This window comes from Paucibacter sp. PLA-PC-4 (genome assembly GCF_026241155.1).
GTDB lineage: Bacteria > Pseudomonadota > Gammaproteobacteria > Burkholderiales > Burkholderiaceae_C > Roseateles_E.
This window is the reverse complement of sequence record NZ_JAPFGP010000020.1, coordinates 39,660-56,089: the sequence shown is the minus strand read 5'-3', so window position 1 is coordinate 56,089 and position 16,430 is coordinate 39,660. Positions and strand designations below refer to the sequence as shown.

The 16,430-nt window shown below is 65.6% G+C and carries 13 protein-coding genes; 2 read left to right on the top strand and 11 right to left on the bottom strand.

Annotation, left to right across the window (positions count from 1 at the left end):
• Positions 1–5: 5 nt before the first annotated feature.
• Genes OOZ63_RS24550 through OOZ63_RS24520 form a run of 7 tightly spaced genes read right to left on the bottom strand, consistent with a single transcriptional unit; the run spans position 6 to position 6,341 of the window.
• Positions 6–1,091, bottom strand: coding sequence for a GNAT family N-acetyltransferase (locus OOZ63_RS24550; RefSeq protein WP_266008282.1), 1,086 nt, complete (start codon positions 1,089–1,091; stop codon positions 6–8).
• Entirely contained in the window at positions 1,088–2,374 is a 1,287-nt protein-coding gene (locus OOZ63_RS24545; RefSeq protein WP_266008281.1) for a glycosyltransferase, read from the bottom strand. Before OOZ63_RS24545 ends, OOZ63_RS24550 begins: the two co-directional genes overlap by 4 nt.
• A complete protein-coding gene (locus OOZ63_RS24540; RefSeq protein WP_266008280.1) occupies positions 2,374–3,600 on the bottom strand; it encodes a DegT/DnrJ/EryC1/StrS family aminotransferase in 1,227 nt (408 codons plus the stop codon). Before OOZ63_RS24540 ends, OOZ63_RS24545 begins: the two co-directional genes overlap by 1 nt.
• On the bottom strand, positions 3,597–4,319 hold the full coding sequence (locus OOZ63_RS24535) for an ABC transporter permease (RefSeq protein ID WP_266008279.1): 723 nt from the start codon (positions 4,317–4,319) through the stop codon (positions 3,597–3,599). Before OOZ63_RS24535 ends, OOZ63_RS24540 begins: the two co-directional genes overlap by 4 nt.
• The gene (locus OOZ63_RS24530) at positions 4,316–5,209 is read right to left on the bottom strand and encodes a hydrolase 1, exosortase A system-associated (protein ID WP_266008278.1); all 894 of its coding nucleotides are present in this window, start codon (positions 5,207–5,209) and stop codon (positions 4,316–4,318) included. Before OOZ63_RS24530 ends, OOZ63_RS24535 begins: the two co-directional genes overlap by 4 nt.
• Positions 5,206–6,057, bottom strand: a complete 852-nt coding sequence (locus OOZ63_RS24525) for a hydrolase 2, exosortase A system-associated (protein WP_266008277.1) — start codon at positions 6,055–6,057, stop codon at positions 5,206–5,208. Before OOZ63_RS24525 ends, OOZ63_RS24530 begins: the two co-directional genes overlap by 4 nt.
• Positions 6,058–6,089: 32 nt before the next feature.
• Positions 6,090–6,341: an acyl carrier protein gene (locus OOZ63_RS24520; protein ID WP_137940664.1), complete on the bottom strand. Its 252-nt coding sequence runs from the start codon at positions 6,339–6,341 to the stop codon at positions 6,090–6,092.
• Between the two features lie 234 nt (positions 6,342–6,575).
• On the opposite strand from OOZ63_RS24520, the gene OOZ63_RS24515 reads away from it, so the two are divergent.
• The gene (locus OOZ63_RS24515; protein WP_266008276.1) at positions 6,576–8,201 is read left to right on the top strand and encodes an acyl-CoA ligase (AMP-forming), exosortase A system-associated; all 1,626 of its coding nucleotides are present in this window, start codon (positions 6,576–6,578) and stop codon (positions 8,199–8,201) included.
• Positions 8,198–9,448, top strand: a complete 1,251-nt coding sequence (locus OOZ63_RS24510; RefSeq protein ID WP_266008275.1) for a pyridoxal-dependent decarboxylase, exosortase A system-associated — start codon at positions 8,198–8,200, stop codon at positions 9,446–9,448. The genes OOZ63_RS24515 and OOZ63_RS24510 overlap by 4 nt, the downstream gene beginning before the upstream one ends.
• 7 nt (positions 9,449–9,455) lie before the next feature.
• Here OOZ63_RS24510 and OOZ63_RS24505 read toward each other — a convergent pair whose 3' ends face one another.
• The 4 genes from OOZ63_RS24505 to acnB all read right to left on the bottom strand — a co-directional run bounded on the left by OOZ63_RS24505 (position 9,456) and on the right by acnB (position 16,417).
• Complete coding sequence (locus tag OOZ63_RS24505) at positions 9,456–11,360, bottom strand: bifunctional 2',3'-cyclic-nucleotide 2'-phosphodiesterase/3'-nucleotidase (RefSeq protein WP_266008274.1); 1,905 nt, start codon at positions 11,358–11,360, stop codon at positions 9,456–9,458.
• Between the two features lie 57 nt (positions 11,361–11,417).
• The gene (locus OOZ63_RS24500) at positions 11,418–12,047 is read right to left on the bottom strand and encodes a sensor histidine kinase (protein WP_266008273.1); all 630 of its coding nucleotides are present in this window, start codon (positions 12,045–12,047) and stop codon (positions 11,418–11,420) included.
• 3 nt (positions 12,048–12,050) lie between these two features.
• Positions 12,051–13,676 (bottom strand): response regulator, encoded by a 1,626-nt coding sequence (locus OOZ63_RS24495; RefSeq protein WP_266008272.1) that lies wholly within the window; start codon positions 13,674–13,676, stop codon positions 12,051–12,053.
• 149 nt (positions 13,677–13,825) lie between these two features.
• Positions 13,826–16,417 carry a bifunctional aconitate hydratase 2/2-methylisocitrate dehydratase gene (acnB, locus tag OOZ63_RS24490; protein WP_266008271.1) on the bottom strand — a complete coding sequence of 864 codons (2,592 nt, stop codon included), beginning with the start codon at positions 16,415–16,417 and terminating at the stop codon, positions 13,826–13,828.
• Positions 16,418–16,430: the final 13 nt, after the last annotated feature.

Sequence of the window (16,430 nt, the reverse complement as noted above, 5' to 3'; positions counted from 1 at the left end):
CGGGTTCACTCCTTGTCGCCTGTCGGCGCATCGGCCAGAGCCGGCTGCCGGCGCGCTGCCAGGCGCTGACGGTGACGCGCCAGCTGGGCATGTACGGTGCCGACCAGCGGCCAGCGGTAGCAGGTGGCGTGGTAGATCGGCCGGGCCTTGTCGGTCCAGCGGGTGTGCCACTCCATGACTTTGCCGTAGAACTCAATGCGTCGGTGGCGGGCCTGCTCAAACAGCTGCTGGAACTGCTCCTGACGCATCAGCGTCGACGGCGACACGGTCCGGTAGCTTTCGTCATAGGCCGTCTTCAGGATCACGATGACGGGCCCGCTCTCGATGCACAGGTCCATCGACACGACCTTGTCGCCGAATCGATAGCGGTAGATGCGGCCGCGCCCTTGTGCGCAGAAGTTCTCGAGCATCTTGCGGTAGAAGCGGCCCTGGGCATTATCTGGATGAATGGCCGTGCCGTCGGCCGCCTTCCAGCCCGCACTCTCCAGCGCACCGTAGTCGGCGATGGCCTGGGCCACCGCTGCCGGTTCGCTGATGCACTCCAGCTGGGTTTGCAGCCCTTCGGCGGCCAGCTTGTTGCGCTGCTTCTTGCTGTTTTGGCGCAGGTTCTTGCCCCGCGACTCCCAATAGGCGTCGAAGCCACCGTCAACATCGACCCAGGCGGTCTCGATATAGTCCTGTGTCCTCAGGCTGGCGCTGTTGGCAGGGCGGGGTAGTAGCAGCGAATCAAGCTGAGGAAGGCCCAGACTCAAGGCATAGCCGGGCAGCGCGGACAGCAGGGCCTTAGCCTGTTGCTCCAGCGAATGCCCAGAGTCCTTGATCATCCAACTACCCAATGGCAGTTGCGACGGTTGGAAGACCTCCCACCGGCCTGCCCCACAGCGGCGCACGATCGCGCCGGCGCGCAACGATTTGCCATCGTCTTCTGCTTGCAGCGCGAGCAGGAGTTCCTGCTCAGCGCCGAACTCCTGCAGCAACGGGAGCAAAAAGGCCGACTCGAGAAAGACCGCGTGCCCGAGCGACTGTGTCAGTTGATCCCAGCGGGCGGCATGCCTCGGGAAATCGGCGATCGGATGAAGAGTCCAGCTCATGGCTTTGATGTGTTCGGGATGAGGCTGCGGGACGAACCTGCAGCGGCGGTCATTTCGTTCAGGAGTCCGGCCAAGGTCGCGGTCCGTGCCTCACGCGAGGCCGCACCGACCAGGCTGTCGTTGATCATGGGCGAAGCGCCACTGTGCAGGTCCGCGACCAGTGCCAGCAAGGCCTCGGCAATCTGCTCCGAAGGGGCTTCCAGCGCGCATATCGGGCCCACCGCGGCGGTGCGCAGGATGCCGGCGGTGTCGCCCTGAGGGTCGGTCAATCCCAGAATCGCTTTGCGCGCACGCAGGTATTCGTAGACCTTGGCCGGCACCTGATCATTGCAGTCGGCCGACTGCAGGGCCAGCAAGGCGTCAGCAGCCAGCATTTCCGTCAGGGCTTCGACATAGGGCAAAGGCGGCAGGATCTCAACCATGAAGCCCAAGCCGTAGCGCTCGGCCAGATCGGCCAGCCAGCGATCATGAACCGGCGCACGAAAGCGCAGCCGCAGCGTCTCTGGTCGGATGGCACCGACGCTCAGCAGGCGCTGCAGTGCCTCGAACAGCCCGCTTGGATTGCGCCATTGGGGATAGACGATGCCGCTGTGCAGCAGGGTCAGGCTACCGGGATTCAATGCGGCGCCGTGCGGCAGATCCGATGCACGCTGGAAGGTGTCTTCGTCATATCCGTTCTCGATCACCCGGATTCGCTCAGCCTGCCTCGGGTAGCGCTGTCGGTACAAGCGGGCTGCGCCTGGCGTTGAGAAGACCGCCCGGGAGGCCTGCGAAAACACCTTCTTCTCGACGCTCAAGAAGCTCTGCCAGGTCCTGGCATCGGCTGGGTAGCCGTCGTGGGCCATCGGATCGCGGAAGTCGGCTACCCAGGGCAGGCCGCTCAGTCGCGCCAAGCTGTAGCCTAGTAGATGGGCGCTCGCTATCGGGTATGTGCTCCAGATCGCGGCCGGTCGATGGCGTCGGATCATCGCCATGCCGGCAGGCACCGCGCCGAGCAGCCAGCTCAGCCAGCGGTCCGGCCGCGCCAGCCAGCCGGGGTAACGCCCGGCGATGGCCAGGTGGCGGCTGGCATCCAGTGCAAAGGCCCGCACCACTTCGAGATTGGCCGGGAGCTCGGTAAGTAGATCAGTACCCGTGTGTTCATAGGCCCGCGTATTGACGCTCAGCACAGCAGGCTGCCAGCCGTGGCGGGGCAGCTGCTGGGCAAAGCGCAGGCTGCGCTGGATGCCGCTGCTACCCGCCAGCGGCGGGAAGTGGTAAGCAATCATCAGAAGCCGCTTCATCACGCCGGCTTGTCCGTGGCGTAAAGCTCGATCACGGTAGCTGCAATGGCCCGGACCTCTTCATCGCTGAGGTCTTGATGACAGGCCAGTTGCAACACATGGTGGGCCCAGGTTGGTCCGACATCGGCGTCAATCGTCGGCAGGCCCGGCCACAGACGGTCCCAGCGCGATACTGGGATGCCCATTTGGCGCAGCTTGGCATAGCCTGGGTCGGGGTGATCGACCCAAAGAGGAAAGACATAGGGCGCGGCGCCGTCGGGCAGGTCGGTGTGCAGCGGTCGCAGACCTTGATGGCCGCCGAGCAGTCGTATCAGGTGGGCGAAGTGATGACGGCGGCGCTCGACAATACGTGCCCTCGGTGTGCTGCGGGTCACCCAGGCCGAGGCCCAGGTCAGCGCGCGATGCGACAGCAGCGGGTCCAGCGTGAAACCGTCCGCAGCGGGCGCAACTTCGCCTGCGGGTGTCGGGATCACGAGCGGCGCTCTGCTGCGGCGCTTCACCAGATGCCGCAGGGAGAATACGCCCAGCAACAGTGAATTCAGCCCGGTCAGGCGGCCGTGACTAGCCGCCACATGGACGATGTCAGCGGCGGCCTTGATCTGCTGCAGCAGTGAGGGCTGCTGTAGCATCAGCTTGAGGTCATTGCTGATGTTGACCTGCAGGCAGCCGCCTTCGGGTACGGGCAGGAACTTGGTCAGGCTGCCGATGGCGATATCACCCCAGCGTCCGACGGGCCGGCTACCGCTAACGCCGAACAGCGCATGGGCACAGTCTTCGATCAGCGCGATACCGTGCTGGTCGCACCAGCGACGCAAGGCCTGCATCGGCTGAGGCAGGCCAAAGTAATGGGCCGCGAGCAGAGCCCGAACGCCTTCCAACGGCTGGCTTTCCAGCCACTCGATCTGCGCGCCGCCATGGGCGCCAATCGGGTAGAAAACCGGCTCGACGTTCAGCGCCACTATGGGGGCGATCATCGTCGGGCAGTGGTAGGTAGGCACCAGAACCTTGTCGCCCGGCTTCAGGCCCAGCAGTTCGACGGCCAGCAGGATAGACGCACGGCCGCTGGTGCTCAAACGCAGTCCCGGCTGTTCGAGCAGGCATGGCAGTGGAGCCCGCCGCTGGCCCGAGAACGACTGCCAGCTCAGCACTGGCAGGCGCGGGATGGGCCGGGCGGGTGCTCCGGTCGACGCGTGCGAACTCAGCACGCCGGGCGCGGAAATGCTCATTGTCCCGCTCCACTGGCCGTTGGCGCACTGGCAGCAGCAGCGGCAGCCGGGTCGCGCCAATGACCGGCTGCAATCAGGCGGTCCTTCAGTTCGGTGCGCAGCATGCCCAGCTCGCTAGCACGGTGGGCCTGCGCCAGTGCCCGGTCGAAGATCTGCATATCGGCATAGATCATGCCGATGTTGTAGTGGCTGAAGGGATTGTCCTTGGCCAGTTGCGTGGCGGCTTCGAGCTGTTTGATAGCATCGTCGCGTCGGCCCTTGCTGCCCAAGTAGTTGGCATAAAGCATGCGAACAATGCCGTCATCGGCTTGGAACCGGATCGCACGCTCGAACCAGCAATCGACGCTGTAGCGCGCACCTCTGGGCTGGTCGATCTTCTGCTTTTCGGCCAGGCGCGTCATGGCCAGCAGCGCGCGATGGTGGTTCGGAAATGCGCGCAGCGTGTAATCCAGCTCGGGTCCGACCTCGCTGCCGGGCGTACGGCCTCTGATCAGGGCCTCCATCTCGGGCCGGAAATGCGCGCTCTCGACCAGGAACAGTGGATTGGTCGTGCTCCTCTTCGCGTCCGGATTGCCCGCTTCCTTCCTATAGTCATGCGGGCCGAAGGCATTGGCCAAATCGCCGCACAGCGTGGCGGTTTGAGCCCCGGCAGCCAGGCTGATACTGGTGCCGCATAGCACACTCAGTAGCTGCAGGGCGAAGCGTCGATTTCCGTTCATGATGGCCTTCTCCTAGCGTGCTCTGTCAGGGCATGGCTGCTCAGCCAGTCGAGGCAGATCTGCTCGAGCTGCCGGCGATGTGCGTTCTCCGAGAAAGTGTGGTCGGCCAGGGGCAGATCCTCTCGGGTGATGTTCGGGCCGTTCAGCACGCCCGCCCAGGCGGGCGCTGTTGCAGCCGTGTCGATGAATTCCTTGGCGGTTAGGTCCTGACCGCTGAGCAGCAGCAGCACCGGGCCATCGAAGCTCTTCCAGGCCTGGGCCATGGCATTGGGAAATGACAACCGTTCCTGTCTGTCTGTCGGGGCCGGCGCCGTCCTTGCTTGTCGCAGATTCGCAAGCAGTCCGCGAACCGCCTGTGTCGCGACACCGCCACGCAGCAGCTTCAGCCAAAAGCTGCGCTGCATCAGCCGCTCGCGGTAGTAGTGCTTCACCCGCGCCCGTGCCAGGGTTTCGACTGAGCGCACCCACGGATTGACCAAGCACAGCCCGTGCACGTCGGTCCGCACTGCCCGCGAGCGCAGATACAAGAGGATGGCCGAGGCACCGTCACACAGCCCCCACAGCACGATCCGTTGTATCGCCGGCGAATGGGCGCGCAAGGCCACGATCGCAGCGTCAATGTCCGCCTCGACCCCCTCGAAGTCCCTCGCCTCACCGCTGCTGTCACCCATCCCTCGGTAATCGAAACGTAGGCAGGCATGCCCCTGCGCGGCCAAAGCACGGGCCAGCAACACGAACTGACGGTGGCTGCCGGCCCGGTACTGAGGGCCGCCAACGACGATGAGTACGCCGACGCCGGAGCTCGCCACGGGCGCCGCCGGGCTGCTGACAACGCCCAGCAGCGCGTCGCCGGCGCAGCTGAAATGCAGAGCTTGTTCTCGCACGCTCATGGTGGTGTCGCGGTCGGTTGCGGCAGGGACTGCCCGAGCATTGCGGTCGCTGCCTCAATGAGCTGCGGGGCGATCTCGATCTCGCTGGTCTGCCAGAACGCTGGGCCGAGCACGCAGCGCGCGTCGATCCGATAGCCCGCTTGCTGCCAGCGCGCCAGGGTCTGAGACGCGACCGGCGTCAGCTCGGCACCGAGCTGGCCGCTAAGTTCCAGCCAGGCCAGACGGGGGGCGCCATCGCACCAAGTCGGCGGCAGCATCGTTGCCGCCTCCAGGCCCTGGGCCAGAGCGCCAGACAGGCGGTAACCGGCGATCTCCACCGTTTCGCCGGCGGCCAGCGATTGGCGCAGTGCCGTCATTAAGCCTTTGTTGTCGCCGTCCATCAGCCCAGCGGCCAGCTTGAGCCGCAGAAACTGCTGTAGCAGCACCTTGCCGCTCGCCGGAGCCTGCATCAGCAGCAAATCGGCCGGTTCACTCAGGCGACGAGCCAGTTCAACTGCGAGCAGGCTACCGGCCCGCAGGCCCCACAAGCAAAGCGGCGTTGAAGGGTCAGCCTGAAGGCGCAGCCATTCGATGCCGGCCAAGCCATCATCGATCCAAGCCTGCCAACTGGCGTCGCCGAAATCGCCCGAGCTATCTCCGCAGCCCAGCAGGTCGATCTGCAGCACATCAAATCCGGCGGCTGCAAAGGCCCGGGCCTGCAGCGCACTCATCCGCCGCGTCTTGTTGAGCTCTTCAGCGAAGGGATGCAGATGCAGGATCTGCCCGCGCGCGCGGCCGCCCTGGGCCGGGTAGTAGATGCAAAAGCGCTGGCCGCCGTCCCCGGGGCGATCGATGTAGAAGGCTTGCATCTTGGCGAGGGCTGCGGACGCGGCGCCGGCGTTCAGCTCGCCAGCTTGCCCGCGACGAAATCCGCCAGCGAGCCTACGCTGGCAAAGGTGGCACCGTCGATCTCATCGTCGTCTACCGTGAGGCCCAATTGCTCTTCCAGCGCGGTGATCAGGCTGACCACGGCCATTGAGTCGAGCTCCGGGATGGCGCCGAGCAGGGCGGTATCGCGGTCAAAGCCGGCGCTGCGGCCGTTCAGGCTCAGGACCTCGTCAAGAATGCGCAGAACTTGCTTTTCGGCGTCCATGTTTTTTCTGTAATTTTCCGAGGGCGAAGCTGCCCACAACAGCGGCGCATCTTAACTGGGCGCCCGCGACGATCTGTGGCCTGCTGCCCCCTTATCCTGAGGGGCACACCCACAATATGTCACGCAGGTTTCGCGTACGCTCCACGGGGCACGCGATCGTGCAGCCTGTAGGATGCCAAAGTGGCTGCGGCGAACACCTGCCGAGGCGGCGTGTCCCCTATTTCAATGAGTTCCATGACAGCTGAACACGTGGATTTTTCTGGCGACAGTGTGCTCTTGCATGAGTTGCCCCTGCGCAGTGCGCTGCGCTCGCCCGCAGCGCCGGCCCTGAGTCTGGCGGACCGCCAGCTCTCCTACGGCGAGCTGGCGCAGCAGGTTCAGGCGCTGGCCTCCGGCTTGCGTGCCCTGGACCTGCGGCGCGGCGAGCGTGTTGCGATCTATCTGGAAAAGCGCTTCGAGACCGTGATCGCCAGCTTTGGCGCGCCGGCCGCCGGTGGCGTTTTCGTGCCGCTGAACCCACTGCTCAAGCCCGAGCAGGTCGGCTTTATCCTGCGCGACTGCGAGGTGCGGGTGCTGATCACCTCGCCTGAGCGCTTTGCGCTGCTGCGCGAGACGCTGCCGGGATGTCCGGGGCTGCGTCATGTCGTGCTGACCGAGGCGCCGAATGCTGGCGCTGCGGATGGCACAGGTCTGCCGTTGCACCGTTTCGCCGATCTGCTGGACGCGCCTGCGCAGGCCGGCCACCGCGTGATCGACAGCGATATGGCCGCCATCCTCTATACGTCGGGCTCCACCGGCCGGCCCAAAGGCGTGGTGCTGTCGCATCGCAATATGGTGGCCGGCGCCAAGAGCGTGGCTTCCTATCTGGAGAATCGGCCCCAGGACAGCCTCCTGGCCGCATTGCCGCTGTCCTTTGATGCCGGCTTCAGCCAGCTGACAACGGCCTTCCATGTCGGTGCGCGTGTAGTTTTGCTGAACTATCTGCTGCCGCGTGATGTGCTCAAAGCTATGGAGCGCGAGCGCATCACCGGGCTGACCGCCGTGCCGCCGCTCTACATCCAGCTGTCCCAGCTGGAGTGGCCGGCGGCGATTGACCAGCAGCTGCGCTACTTCGCGAACACTGGCGGGCGCATGCCGCGCGAGACCCTGCAGCTCCTGCGCCAGCGCGTCCCCTCGGCCAAGCCCTTCCTGATGTATGGCCTGACTGAGGCCTTCCGCTCGACCTATCTGCCGCCCGATCAGGTCGATCTGCGGCCCGACTCGATCGGCAAGGCGATTCCGAACGCCGAGATCCTGGTGCTGCGCGAGGATGGCAGCGAATGCGCGGCCGAGGAGCCGGGCGAGCTGGTGCATCGCGGTGCGTTGGTGGGGCTGGGCTACTGGAACGATGCAGAGAAGACAGCCGAGCGCTACAAGCCGCTGCCGGTCGGAGCCGGTGCCCGCGAGGCCGGACTGCAGTTACCCGAGTTTGCCGTGTTCTCAGGCGACACGGTGCGTCGCGATGCCGAGGGCTACCTCTACTTCATCGGACGGCGCGACGAGATGATGAAGACCTCGGGCTACCGGGTCAGCCCGACCGAGGTGGAGGAGGTGCTGTATGCAACCCAGCTCGTCGGCGAATGCGTGGCCTTCGGCGTCGACCATGCGGCTCTGGGCCAGGCCATCCAGGTGATCGCAACACCGCCCGCCGGCAGCCAGGCGCTGGACCTGGCCGCGCTGCAGGCCGAGTGCAAGAAGCGCATGCCAGCCTATATGGTGCCGGCTGGTATCGAAGTCCAGGCCGGCCCGCTGCCGCGCAACCCGAACGGCAAGATCGACCGCAAGCTGCTGTCGACTGCCTGGGTGGAGAAGAATCTATGAGTGACAGTCCCGTAAAGAAGCCGCCGCAGCATGCGGCGATGGATCAGTTTGCGCTGCAGGGCGGCGAGCTGGTCGTCGGCGGCAAGCGGCTCTCGCTGCTGGCCGAGCAGGTCGGCCAGACGCCGTTTTACGCGTATGACCGGCGCTTGCTGCGCGAGCGCGTGGCAAGCCTGCGCGCCGCGCTGCCTGCCGCTATCAAGCTGCACTACGCGATGAAGGCCAACCCGATGCCGGCCGTCGTCTCGCTCATGGCCGGCCTGGTGGACGGCATCGACGTGGCCTCGGCGGGCGAGCTGAAGGTGGCGCTGGATGCCGGGGCCGACCCGGCCGAGATCAGCTTTGCCGGACCGGCCAAGCGCGATATCGAGCTGCGCCAGGCGGTGGCCGCCGGTGTGCTGGTCAATGTGGAGAGCCTGCGCGAGCTGCCAGTACTGGCGGGTGCGGCGGCCGAGCTGGGCGTGCCGGCACGGGTGGCGATACGCGTCAACCCAGATTTCGAGCTGAAGGGCTCGGGCATGAAGATGAGTGGCGGCCCCAAGCAATTCGGCATCGATGCCGAGCTGGTGCCAACCGCGCTGGCCGAGGTGGAGCGCATGGGCTTGGCGTTTGAGGGGTTTCATCTGTTCGCCGGCTCGCAGAACCTCAAGCCCGAGGCTATTTGCGAGGCTCAGCAGAAGTGCTACGAGCTGGCGCTGCGCCTGGCGGCCGATGCGCCCGGCCCGGTCAAGTTCCTGAACCTCGGTGGCGGCTTCGGCATCCCCTACTTCCCCGGTGAGCAGGCGCTGGACCTGGCGCCCATCGGCGCCAATCTGCAGGCCATTGCCGAGCGAGCGGTCCGCGAGATGCCCCAGGCGGAACTGGTGATCGAGCTGGGTCGCTATTTGGTAGGCGAGGCAGGGGTTTACGTGACGCGCATTGTCGACCGCAAGGTCTCGCGCGGCCAGGTCTACCTGCTCTGTGATGGCGGCCTGCACCACCACCTGTCAGCCTCAGGCAATTTCGGCCAGGTGATACGCAAGAACTATCCGGCGATGATCAGCCAGACACGCGCTGAGGCTGCGGTCGAGAGCGCCTCAGTGGTGGGGCCGCTGTGCACGCCACTGGATCTGTTGGCCGACAAGATGGAGCTGGCGGCGGCCCAGCCTGGAGATATGGCCGTCGTCTTTCAGTCCGGGGCCTATGGCGCCAGCGCCAGTCCGCAGGGATTTCTGGGCCATCCGGCGGTGGTCGAGGTGCTGGTCGGCTGACCGCAGCTCAGTGCGCCAGCTCGTACAAGGCGGAGCCATCGCCCTGATTCCGGACCAGGCGCACGGACGGCGTGCGCGGCAGGTGCTGGATGCCGCTGGCGCTTGAGCTGAAGCGCAGTTGGATGCCCGGTACCGGCAGGATGCGCCAGTTGCCGTCGGCAGATGGGTTGAAGCGCTTGACCGTGGTCAGGTACTGCGCCAGCGCTTCGCGGTTCTCATCAGGCGCGTCGATCACGATGCGCTCGGCGCTCAGGCCCGGGAAACCGCCACCGCCATTGGCACGGTAGTTGTTGGTGACGACCAGGAACTCGGCCGCCGCGTCAATCGGCTTGCCTTGGTAGCGCAGATTGACGATGCGATGGCCCTGGGCGGTGCTGCGTTTTCCCTCAACATCGTAGCGGGCGGGCTGGCTGACATCGATCTCGTAGCTGACGCCTTCGATCATGTCGAAGTTGTAGGAGCGAAAGCCCGGCTCGATCAGGGCCTGCTCGGCCGGCCCCTTGGGGTCGATCTGCCGGAACTGGCCGGCTGACATCTCCAGCCACTCACGCAGCTCGGCGCCGGTAATCTTCACCGCCTTGATGGTGTTGGGGTAGACGTAGAGATCGGCCACATGCTTGATCGCCACCGGGCCGGCCGGGATGTCGGTGTAGTTGCTCCAGCCCTGGCGCCCGCCTGCCTTGAAAGGGGCGGCGGCCGAGAGTAACGGCAGTTTTTCATAGGCCGTGCCGCGCACCGCGCGCGCCACATAGGCCAGCTGTGCCTGGGCGACGACTTGGACCGAAGGGTCGTCTGCCACCTGGGCGAAGTAGCTGTGGATGGGCGCCTCGGTGATTGCCACCTGGCCGCGCACATAGTCCAGCGTCTGCTGGTGTTCTACGGCAATCGTCTGTGCCACCAGCGGATCGGCCTCTACCAGCGCACGCCGGTTGCTGCGTTGGTAGATCGCACGGATCTCGGCGCGGCTGTCGACCACCTTCCAGGCGCCGCTGCTGTTGTCCAGCTTCAGATCGATCACGCCTAGATGATCGCCCCAGCGGCCCGGCATCACGCTGGGCACGCCGTGGATGCTGCCGCGCGCCAAATCTACGCCGGGGTAGCCGGCGAAGGCGGGGCTGGGGAACTCAGCATGGGCATGGCCCAGCAGCAAGGTGTCAACCCCTGGAACCTGGGCCAGCTGGGCTGCTACGTTCTCTGCGAATTTGGGCTGCTCGGTCTTCTCGAAGCCGCTGTGCGCGATCGCCACCACCAGCTCGGCACCGGCCGCGCGCATCTCGGGCAGATAGCGCCGGGCCGCCTCGATGATGTCCAGCGCCCGGACCCGGCCTTCCAGATGCTGGCGATCCCATTGCATGATCTGTGGCGGGACAAAGCCGATCACGCCGATCTTCAGCGCATGGCTCTGACCGGCCTCGTCGACGAGCGTGCGCTGCAGGATCACATAGGGCTTAAAGGCCGGCTTGCCGCTGCCGGCCTCGACCACGTTGGCGCTGACATAAGGGAATTGCGCGCCGGCGATGGCCTGGCGGAGAAAGGGCAGACCGTAGTTGAACTCGTGGTTGCCGATATTGGCGGCATCGACACCCAGCAGGTTCAGTACTTTGTACGCGGGATGCACAGCGTCCTTGGCCAGCGGCTTGACGCGCGCCACCACATCGCCCAGCGGACTGCCTTGCAGCAGATCACCATTGTCGAAGAGCAAGCTGTTCTTGGCCTCGGCCCGAGCCGCCTTGATCAGGCTGACCGTCTTGGCTAGGCCGTATTCATCGGTGCTTCGGTCCTGGTAGTAGTCGTAGTTCAGTAGATTCATGTGCACATCGCTGGTCTGCAGGATGCGCAGCTTCAGCTCGACGGCTTGGGCGCCGCTGGCAAGGAACATCAGGGCCAGGACGAGGGCACGGATCGAATTCATCGGGATGGGCGAAGGCAGGGGAGGGACCTGGCATGCTAGCAGGCTGGTCTTGACGTATCAGGGCAGAAACAGCTCGAACACCGCGCCACCGTCCGCATGGTTGCGCAGTACGCTGCGGCCGCTGCGGCCCTTGTTGCGATGGGCCTTGGCGACCTCGTCGCAGACCAGGCGGCCCAGACCCGTCGAGTTATGGGCTGGCGTGGCCTGCAGGCCTGGGCCGTCGTCGCTCACTGAAAAGCACAGCTGGCCGTCCTCGACCCGCAGACCCAGCACGATGCGGCTGCGTGCGAAGCGCAGCGCGTTGTAGAGCGCCGAGTCGAGCGCGAGCCGCACCAGGTGCTGGTCGAAGAACCAGAAGGCCGGCACCGCAGCAGCTATCTCCAGCTGCAGTTGTAGCCCGCCGTGTATCAGCATCTGTGCCTCGGAATGCATGTCCTGCAGCATCGCCTCAGGAACCTCCTCGGCCGCGGCGGCGCGCAGACCGCCTGCCTCGCTTGCCTGCTGGGCGGTCAGGAACTCGACGAGTTTGCGGGTCAGCACGTGGGCCTGCTCATGGGCCTGGCGCGCATGCGAATGGGCCTGGGCCGGCAAATCCAGCCGGCCGAGTTTGGTCAATTCGTCGCTGAGGATGGCCAGGCGGTTCTTCAGGTCGTGCAGCACCGCCGCGTTGAGGTAGCGATCCAGCATGGCTCAGACAGCGCCGGCGCGCTCACGATAGAACTTGCGGGCGGCCGCCACGCGGTCGTGATTCGGATGGCTGTGCTCCAGCCGGGCCAGCAGCTCGGCGGCGCGCGCGCGGTGCTGCTCGCGCGAGTCCGCGGTCTGACGCCCCATGGCGATCAGGTGCAGGCTGCACAACTCGATCAGCACATTGAAGTTCTGCGGCGACAGCACCAGCGCTTGCTCGCCGAGCTCCAATGCGCCCGCCACATCACCGCTGCGCTTGGCCTGCTGCAGCGAGTTCATGGCCTGCGCCATCTCGCGGCCGACTTGCTCGACCAGGGCCCGGCACTCGGCCTCGGCCGGCGTGCCCTCGGCGGCGCGTAGCGCACTGGCCAGCAGCAAGGGGCGGTCGCTGTGGTTGCGCGCCAGCTCGGTGATCAGCTGCTGGCCCAGCGCTGTATGGCCGGTAGCCAGCGCGCTCTTTGCAATCAGCAGCTTGTGCTGCTCGTCCAGCGGCGTTTTGGCCATGCATCGCTCGACCTCCAGCATCAGCGCGGTCGCGGCAGCAGCATTGCCTAAGCGCTGCTGGGCCTGGGCGCTGAGCGCCTTGGCCAGCAGACCCGCGTCGGGCGCGTCGGCAAACTTCTTCGCCAGCTCGCCGGCCAGGCCCAGCGCGCGCAAGGCGTCTCCTTTGTCCAGCAGGGCCTGGGTCAGCAGCAACTGGGCCTGCGGCGTCGGTTGAACCGCGTGCTTGTTCTTCGCAGTGGCCTGCTCCAGAGCTTTCAGCGCCGTTTCGGTCTCGCCTGCGCCCAGGGCTAGGCTTCCCAGGCGCAGCTTGCGCTTGGCGTTCGGCACCAGATCGGCGACGGTCTGGGCGATTCCCATCGCCGCCTGTGCGTCGCCCTGGTCTTCGGCCATCTCCAGCAGCACGTCATAGGCGCTGGCGTAGGCCGGTTGGTCGCGTGTAAGCTGCTCCAAAGCGGCACGGGCCTGGTCCGTCTTGCCCTGCGCACGCAGGGCCTGGGCCTGACCCAGCTGGGCCCAGGACAGTTCGGAGTTCAGCTGCAGCGCCTGCGCGTAGCAGGCGCGGGCGTCCTCGAAGCGGGCCAGCCGCATCAGCGCCTGGGCCTTCTGCTTCAGGCCCTCGACGCTGAGTGCGTCGCCGCGCCGGATGAAGCTCTCGGCGGCTTCCAGCACCTTGTCCCACTGCTGGGCCTCGACGGCCAGCAGCAAGGGCGCCAGCGTCTGCTTGCGAGTCGACAGTGCCTCGATATAGCGCGACAGCAGCTGGTCGGTGAAGGGCTTGACGATATAGCCGTCGGGCATGAAATCGCCGGCCGCCAGGATGTCGGTGCGCAAAGCATTGGCGGTGATGTAGATCCAAGGTGCGACCGGGCTCAACAGTTTGGCGCCGCGCGCGGCTTCCAGCAGCTGCTGGCCGTCCGGGCCTTCGCCAAGGTTGTAGTCGCTGAGCACCAGGTCGATGCTGTCGCCACGCATGGCTTTCAGCGCCTCGGCAGCATTGCCGGCCATCAGCACCGTACGGATGCCCAGTCGGTACAGCGACTCGCGGATGATCTGGCGCATCTGCTGCTGGTCGTCGACCACCAGTACCTTGTAGGCCGATGTCGGTTTGGGCTGAGCTGCACTCATGGCATCACTCCGGCGCGGTGGGCGTCATCGGATCGACTGTAAGTGAAAGCGCAGGCGCTTCATGCGACTTTGTACCGTGTCGGCTAAAAAGACAGCGGCCCGCCGACTTTGCGTCGGCGGGCCGCTGATCGATTCAGCCTGATTCAGACTCAGGCCGTCACGCCCTTGGCAGTTTCGGCGTACTCCTCGATCTGGTCGAAGTTCATGTACTTGTAGATCTTGCTACCGTCTGCATTGATCACGCCCATGTCCGCGTGGTACTCGGCCACCGTCGGGATGCGGCCCAGCTTGGAGGCGATCGCAGCCAACTCGGCCGAGGCCAGGTAGACGTTGCTGTTCTTGCCCAGGCGGTTGGGGAAGTTGCGTGTGGAGGTGGACACCACGGTGGCGCCTTCCTTGACCTGGGCCTGATTGCCCATGCACAGTGAGCAGCCCGGCATTTCCATGCGCGCACCGGCCGTTCCGAAAGTGCCGTAGTGGCCCTCCTTCGTCAGCTCTTGCGCGTCCATCTTGGTCGGCGGGGCGACCCACAGCTTCACCGGGATGTCGCGCTTGCCTTCCAGCAGCTTGGATGCGGCACGGAAGTGGCCGATATTGGTCATGCACGAACCGATGAAGACCTCGTCGATCTTGGTGCCGGCCACATCGCTGAGGAACTTGGCATCGTCCGGATCATTCGGGCAGCAAAGGATGGGCTCCTTGATATCGGCCAGGTCGATCTCGATGACGTGGGCGTACTCGGCGTCGGCGTCGGCCTTCATCAGCTTCGGGTCGGCCAGCCAGGCTTCGACGGCCTGGATTCGGCGCTGCAGGGTGCGAGCGTCGGCATAGCCGTCGGCGATCATGTTTTTCATCAGCACGATATTGCTGGTGAGGTACTCCTTGATCGGCTCTGGGTTCAGGTGCACGGTGCAGCCGGCGGCGCTGCGTTCGGCTGAGGCATCGCTCAGCTCGAAGGCTTGCTCCACCTTCAGGTCAGGCAGACCTTCAATTTCCAGGATGCGGCCCGAGAAGGCGTTGATCTTGCCGGCCTTGGCGACGGTCAGCAGGCCCTGCTTGATCGCGTACAGCGGGATCGCGTGGACCAGGTCGCGCAGTGTGATGCCCGGCTGCATCTGGCCCTTGAAGCGAACCAGCACCGACTCGGGCATGTCCAGCGGCATCACCCCAGTGGCGGCGCCGAAAGCCACCAGGCCGGAGCCGGCTGGGAAGGAAATGCCGATAGGGAAGCGGGTGTGCGAGTCGCCGCCGGTACCGACGGTGTCTGGCAGCAGCAGGCGGTTCAGCCAGCTGTGGATCACGCCGTCGCCGGGGCGCAGTGAGACGCCGCCTCGGTTGCTGATGAAGGCAGGCAGCTCGCGGTGGGTCTTGACGTCGACCGGCTTCGGATAGGCGGCGGTGTGGCAGAAGCTCTGCATCACCAGGTCAGCCGAGAAGCCCAGGCAGGCCAGGTCCTTCAGCTCGTCGCGGGTCATTGGGCCGGTGGTGTCCTGCGAGCCGACCGTGGTCATCTTGGGCTCGCAATAGGTGCCGGGGCGCACTCCCTGGCCTTCAGGCAGACCGACGGCGCGGCCGACCATCTTCTGCGCCAGCGTGAAGCCAGCCTTGGTGGCAGCCGGAGGCTGGGGCAGGCGGAAGCTGGTGGAGGCCGGCAGGCCCAGGAACTCGCGCGCCTTGGCGGTCAGCGAGCGGCCGATGATCAGGTTGATGCGTCCGCCGGCGCGCACTTCGTCGAACAGCACATCGCTCTTGAGCTGGAACTCGGCCGCGACCTTGCCGTCCTTCTCGATCTTGCCCTCGTAAGGGTAGATGTCGATCACATCGCCCATCTCGAAGGCCGAGACATCGACCTCGATCGGCAGCGCGCCGGAGTCTTCCTGCGTGTTGAAGAAGATTGGTGCGATCTTGCCACCCAGCGTGACGCCGCCGAAGCGCTTGTTCGGCACGAAGGGGATGTCCTGCCCGGTGGCCCAGATCACGCTGTTGGTGGCGCTCTTGCGCGAGGAACCGGTGCCGACCACATCGCCGACATAGGCCACCAGATGGCCCTTGCTCTTCAGGTCCTCGATGAACTTCATCGGGCCGCGCTTGCCGTCTTCCTCGGGCACGAAGGCCGCGCCGGGACGAGTGTTCTTCAGCATCGCCAGATAGTGCAGCGGGATGTCCGGGCGGCTCCAGGCGTCGGGAGCCGGCGACAGATCATCGGTATTGGTCTCGCCAGGCACCTTAAACACAGTCACTGTGATTTTCTTGGCGACTTCGGGACGCGAGGTGAACCATTCGGCCTCGGCCCAACTCTGCATCACTGCCTTGGCCTGCGCATTGCCGGCCTTGGCCTTCTCGGCGACATCGTTGAAGAAGTCGAACATCAGCAGTGTCTTCTTCAGACCGGTGGCGGCGACCTCGGCCACGGCAGCATCGTCCAGCAGTTCGATCAGCGGGTGGACGTTGTAGCCGCCGACCATGGTGCCCAGCAGTTCGGTGGCCTTGGCCTTGGAGATCAGGCCGACGGTCACATCGCCATGGGCCACGGCGGCCAGGAAGCTGGCCTTGACCTTGGCGGCGTCATCGACGCCCGGCGGCACGCGGTGGGTCAGCAGATCCAGCAGGAAATCGCCTTCGCCAGCAGGTGGCGCCTTGATCAGCTCGATCAGCTCGGCCACCTGCTTGGCGTCCAAAGGCAAAGGCGGGATGCCCAGCGCGGCGCGCTCGGCGGTGTGTTGGCGATAGGCTTGCAACATAGCTACTCCTGGG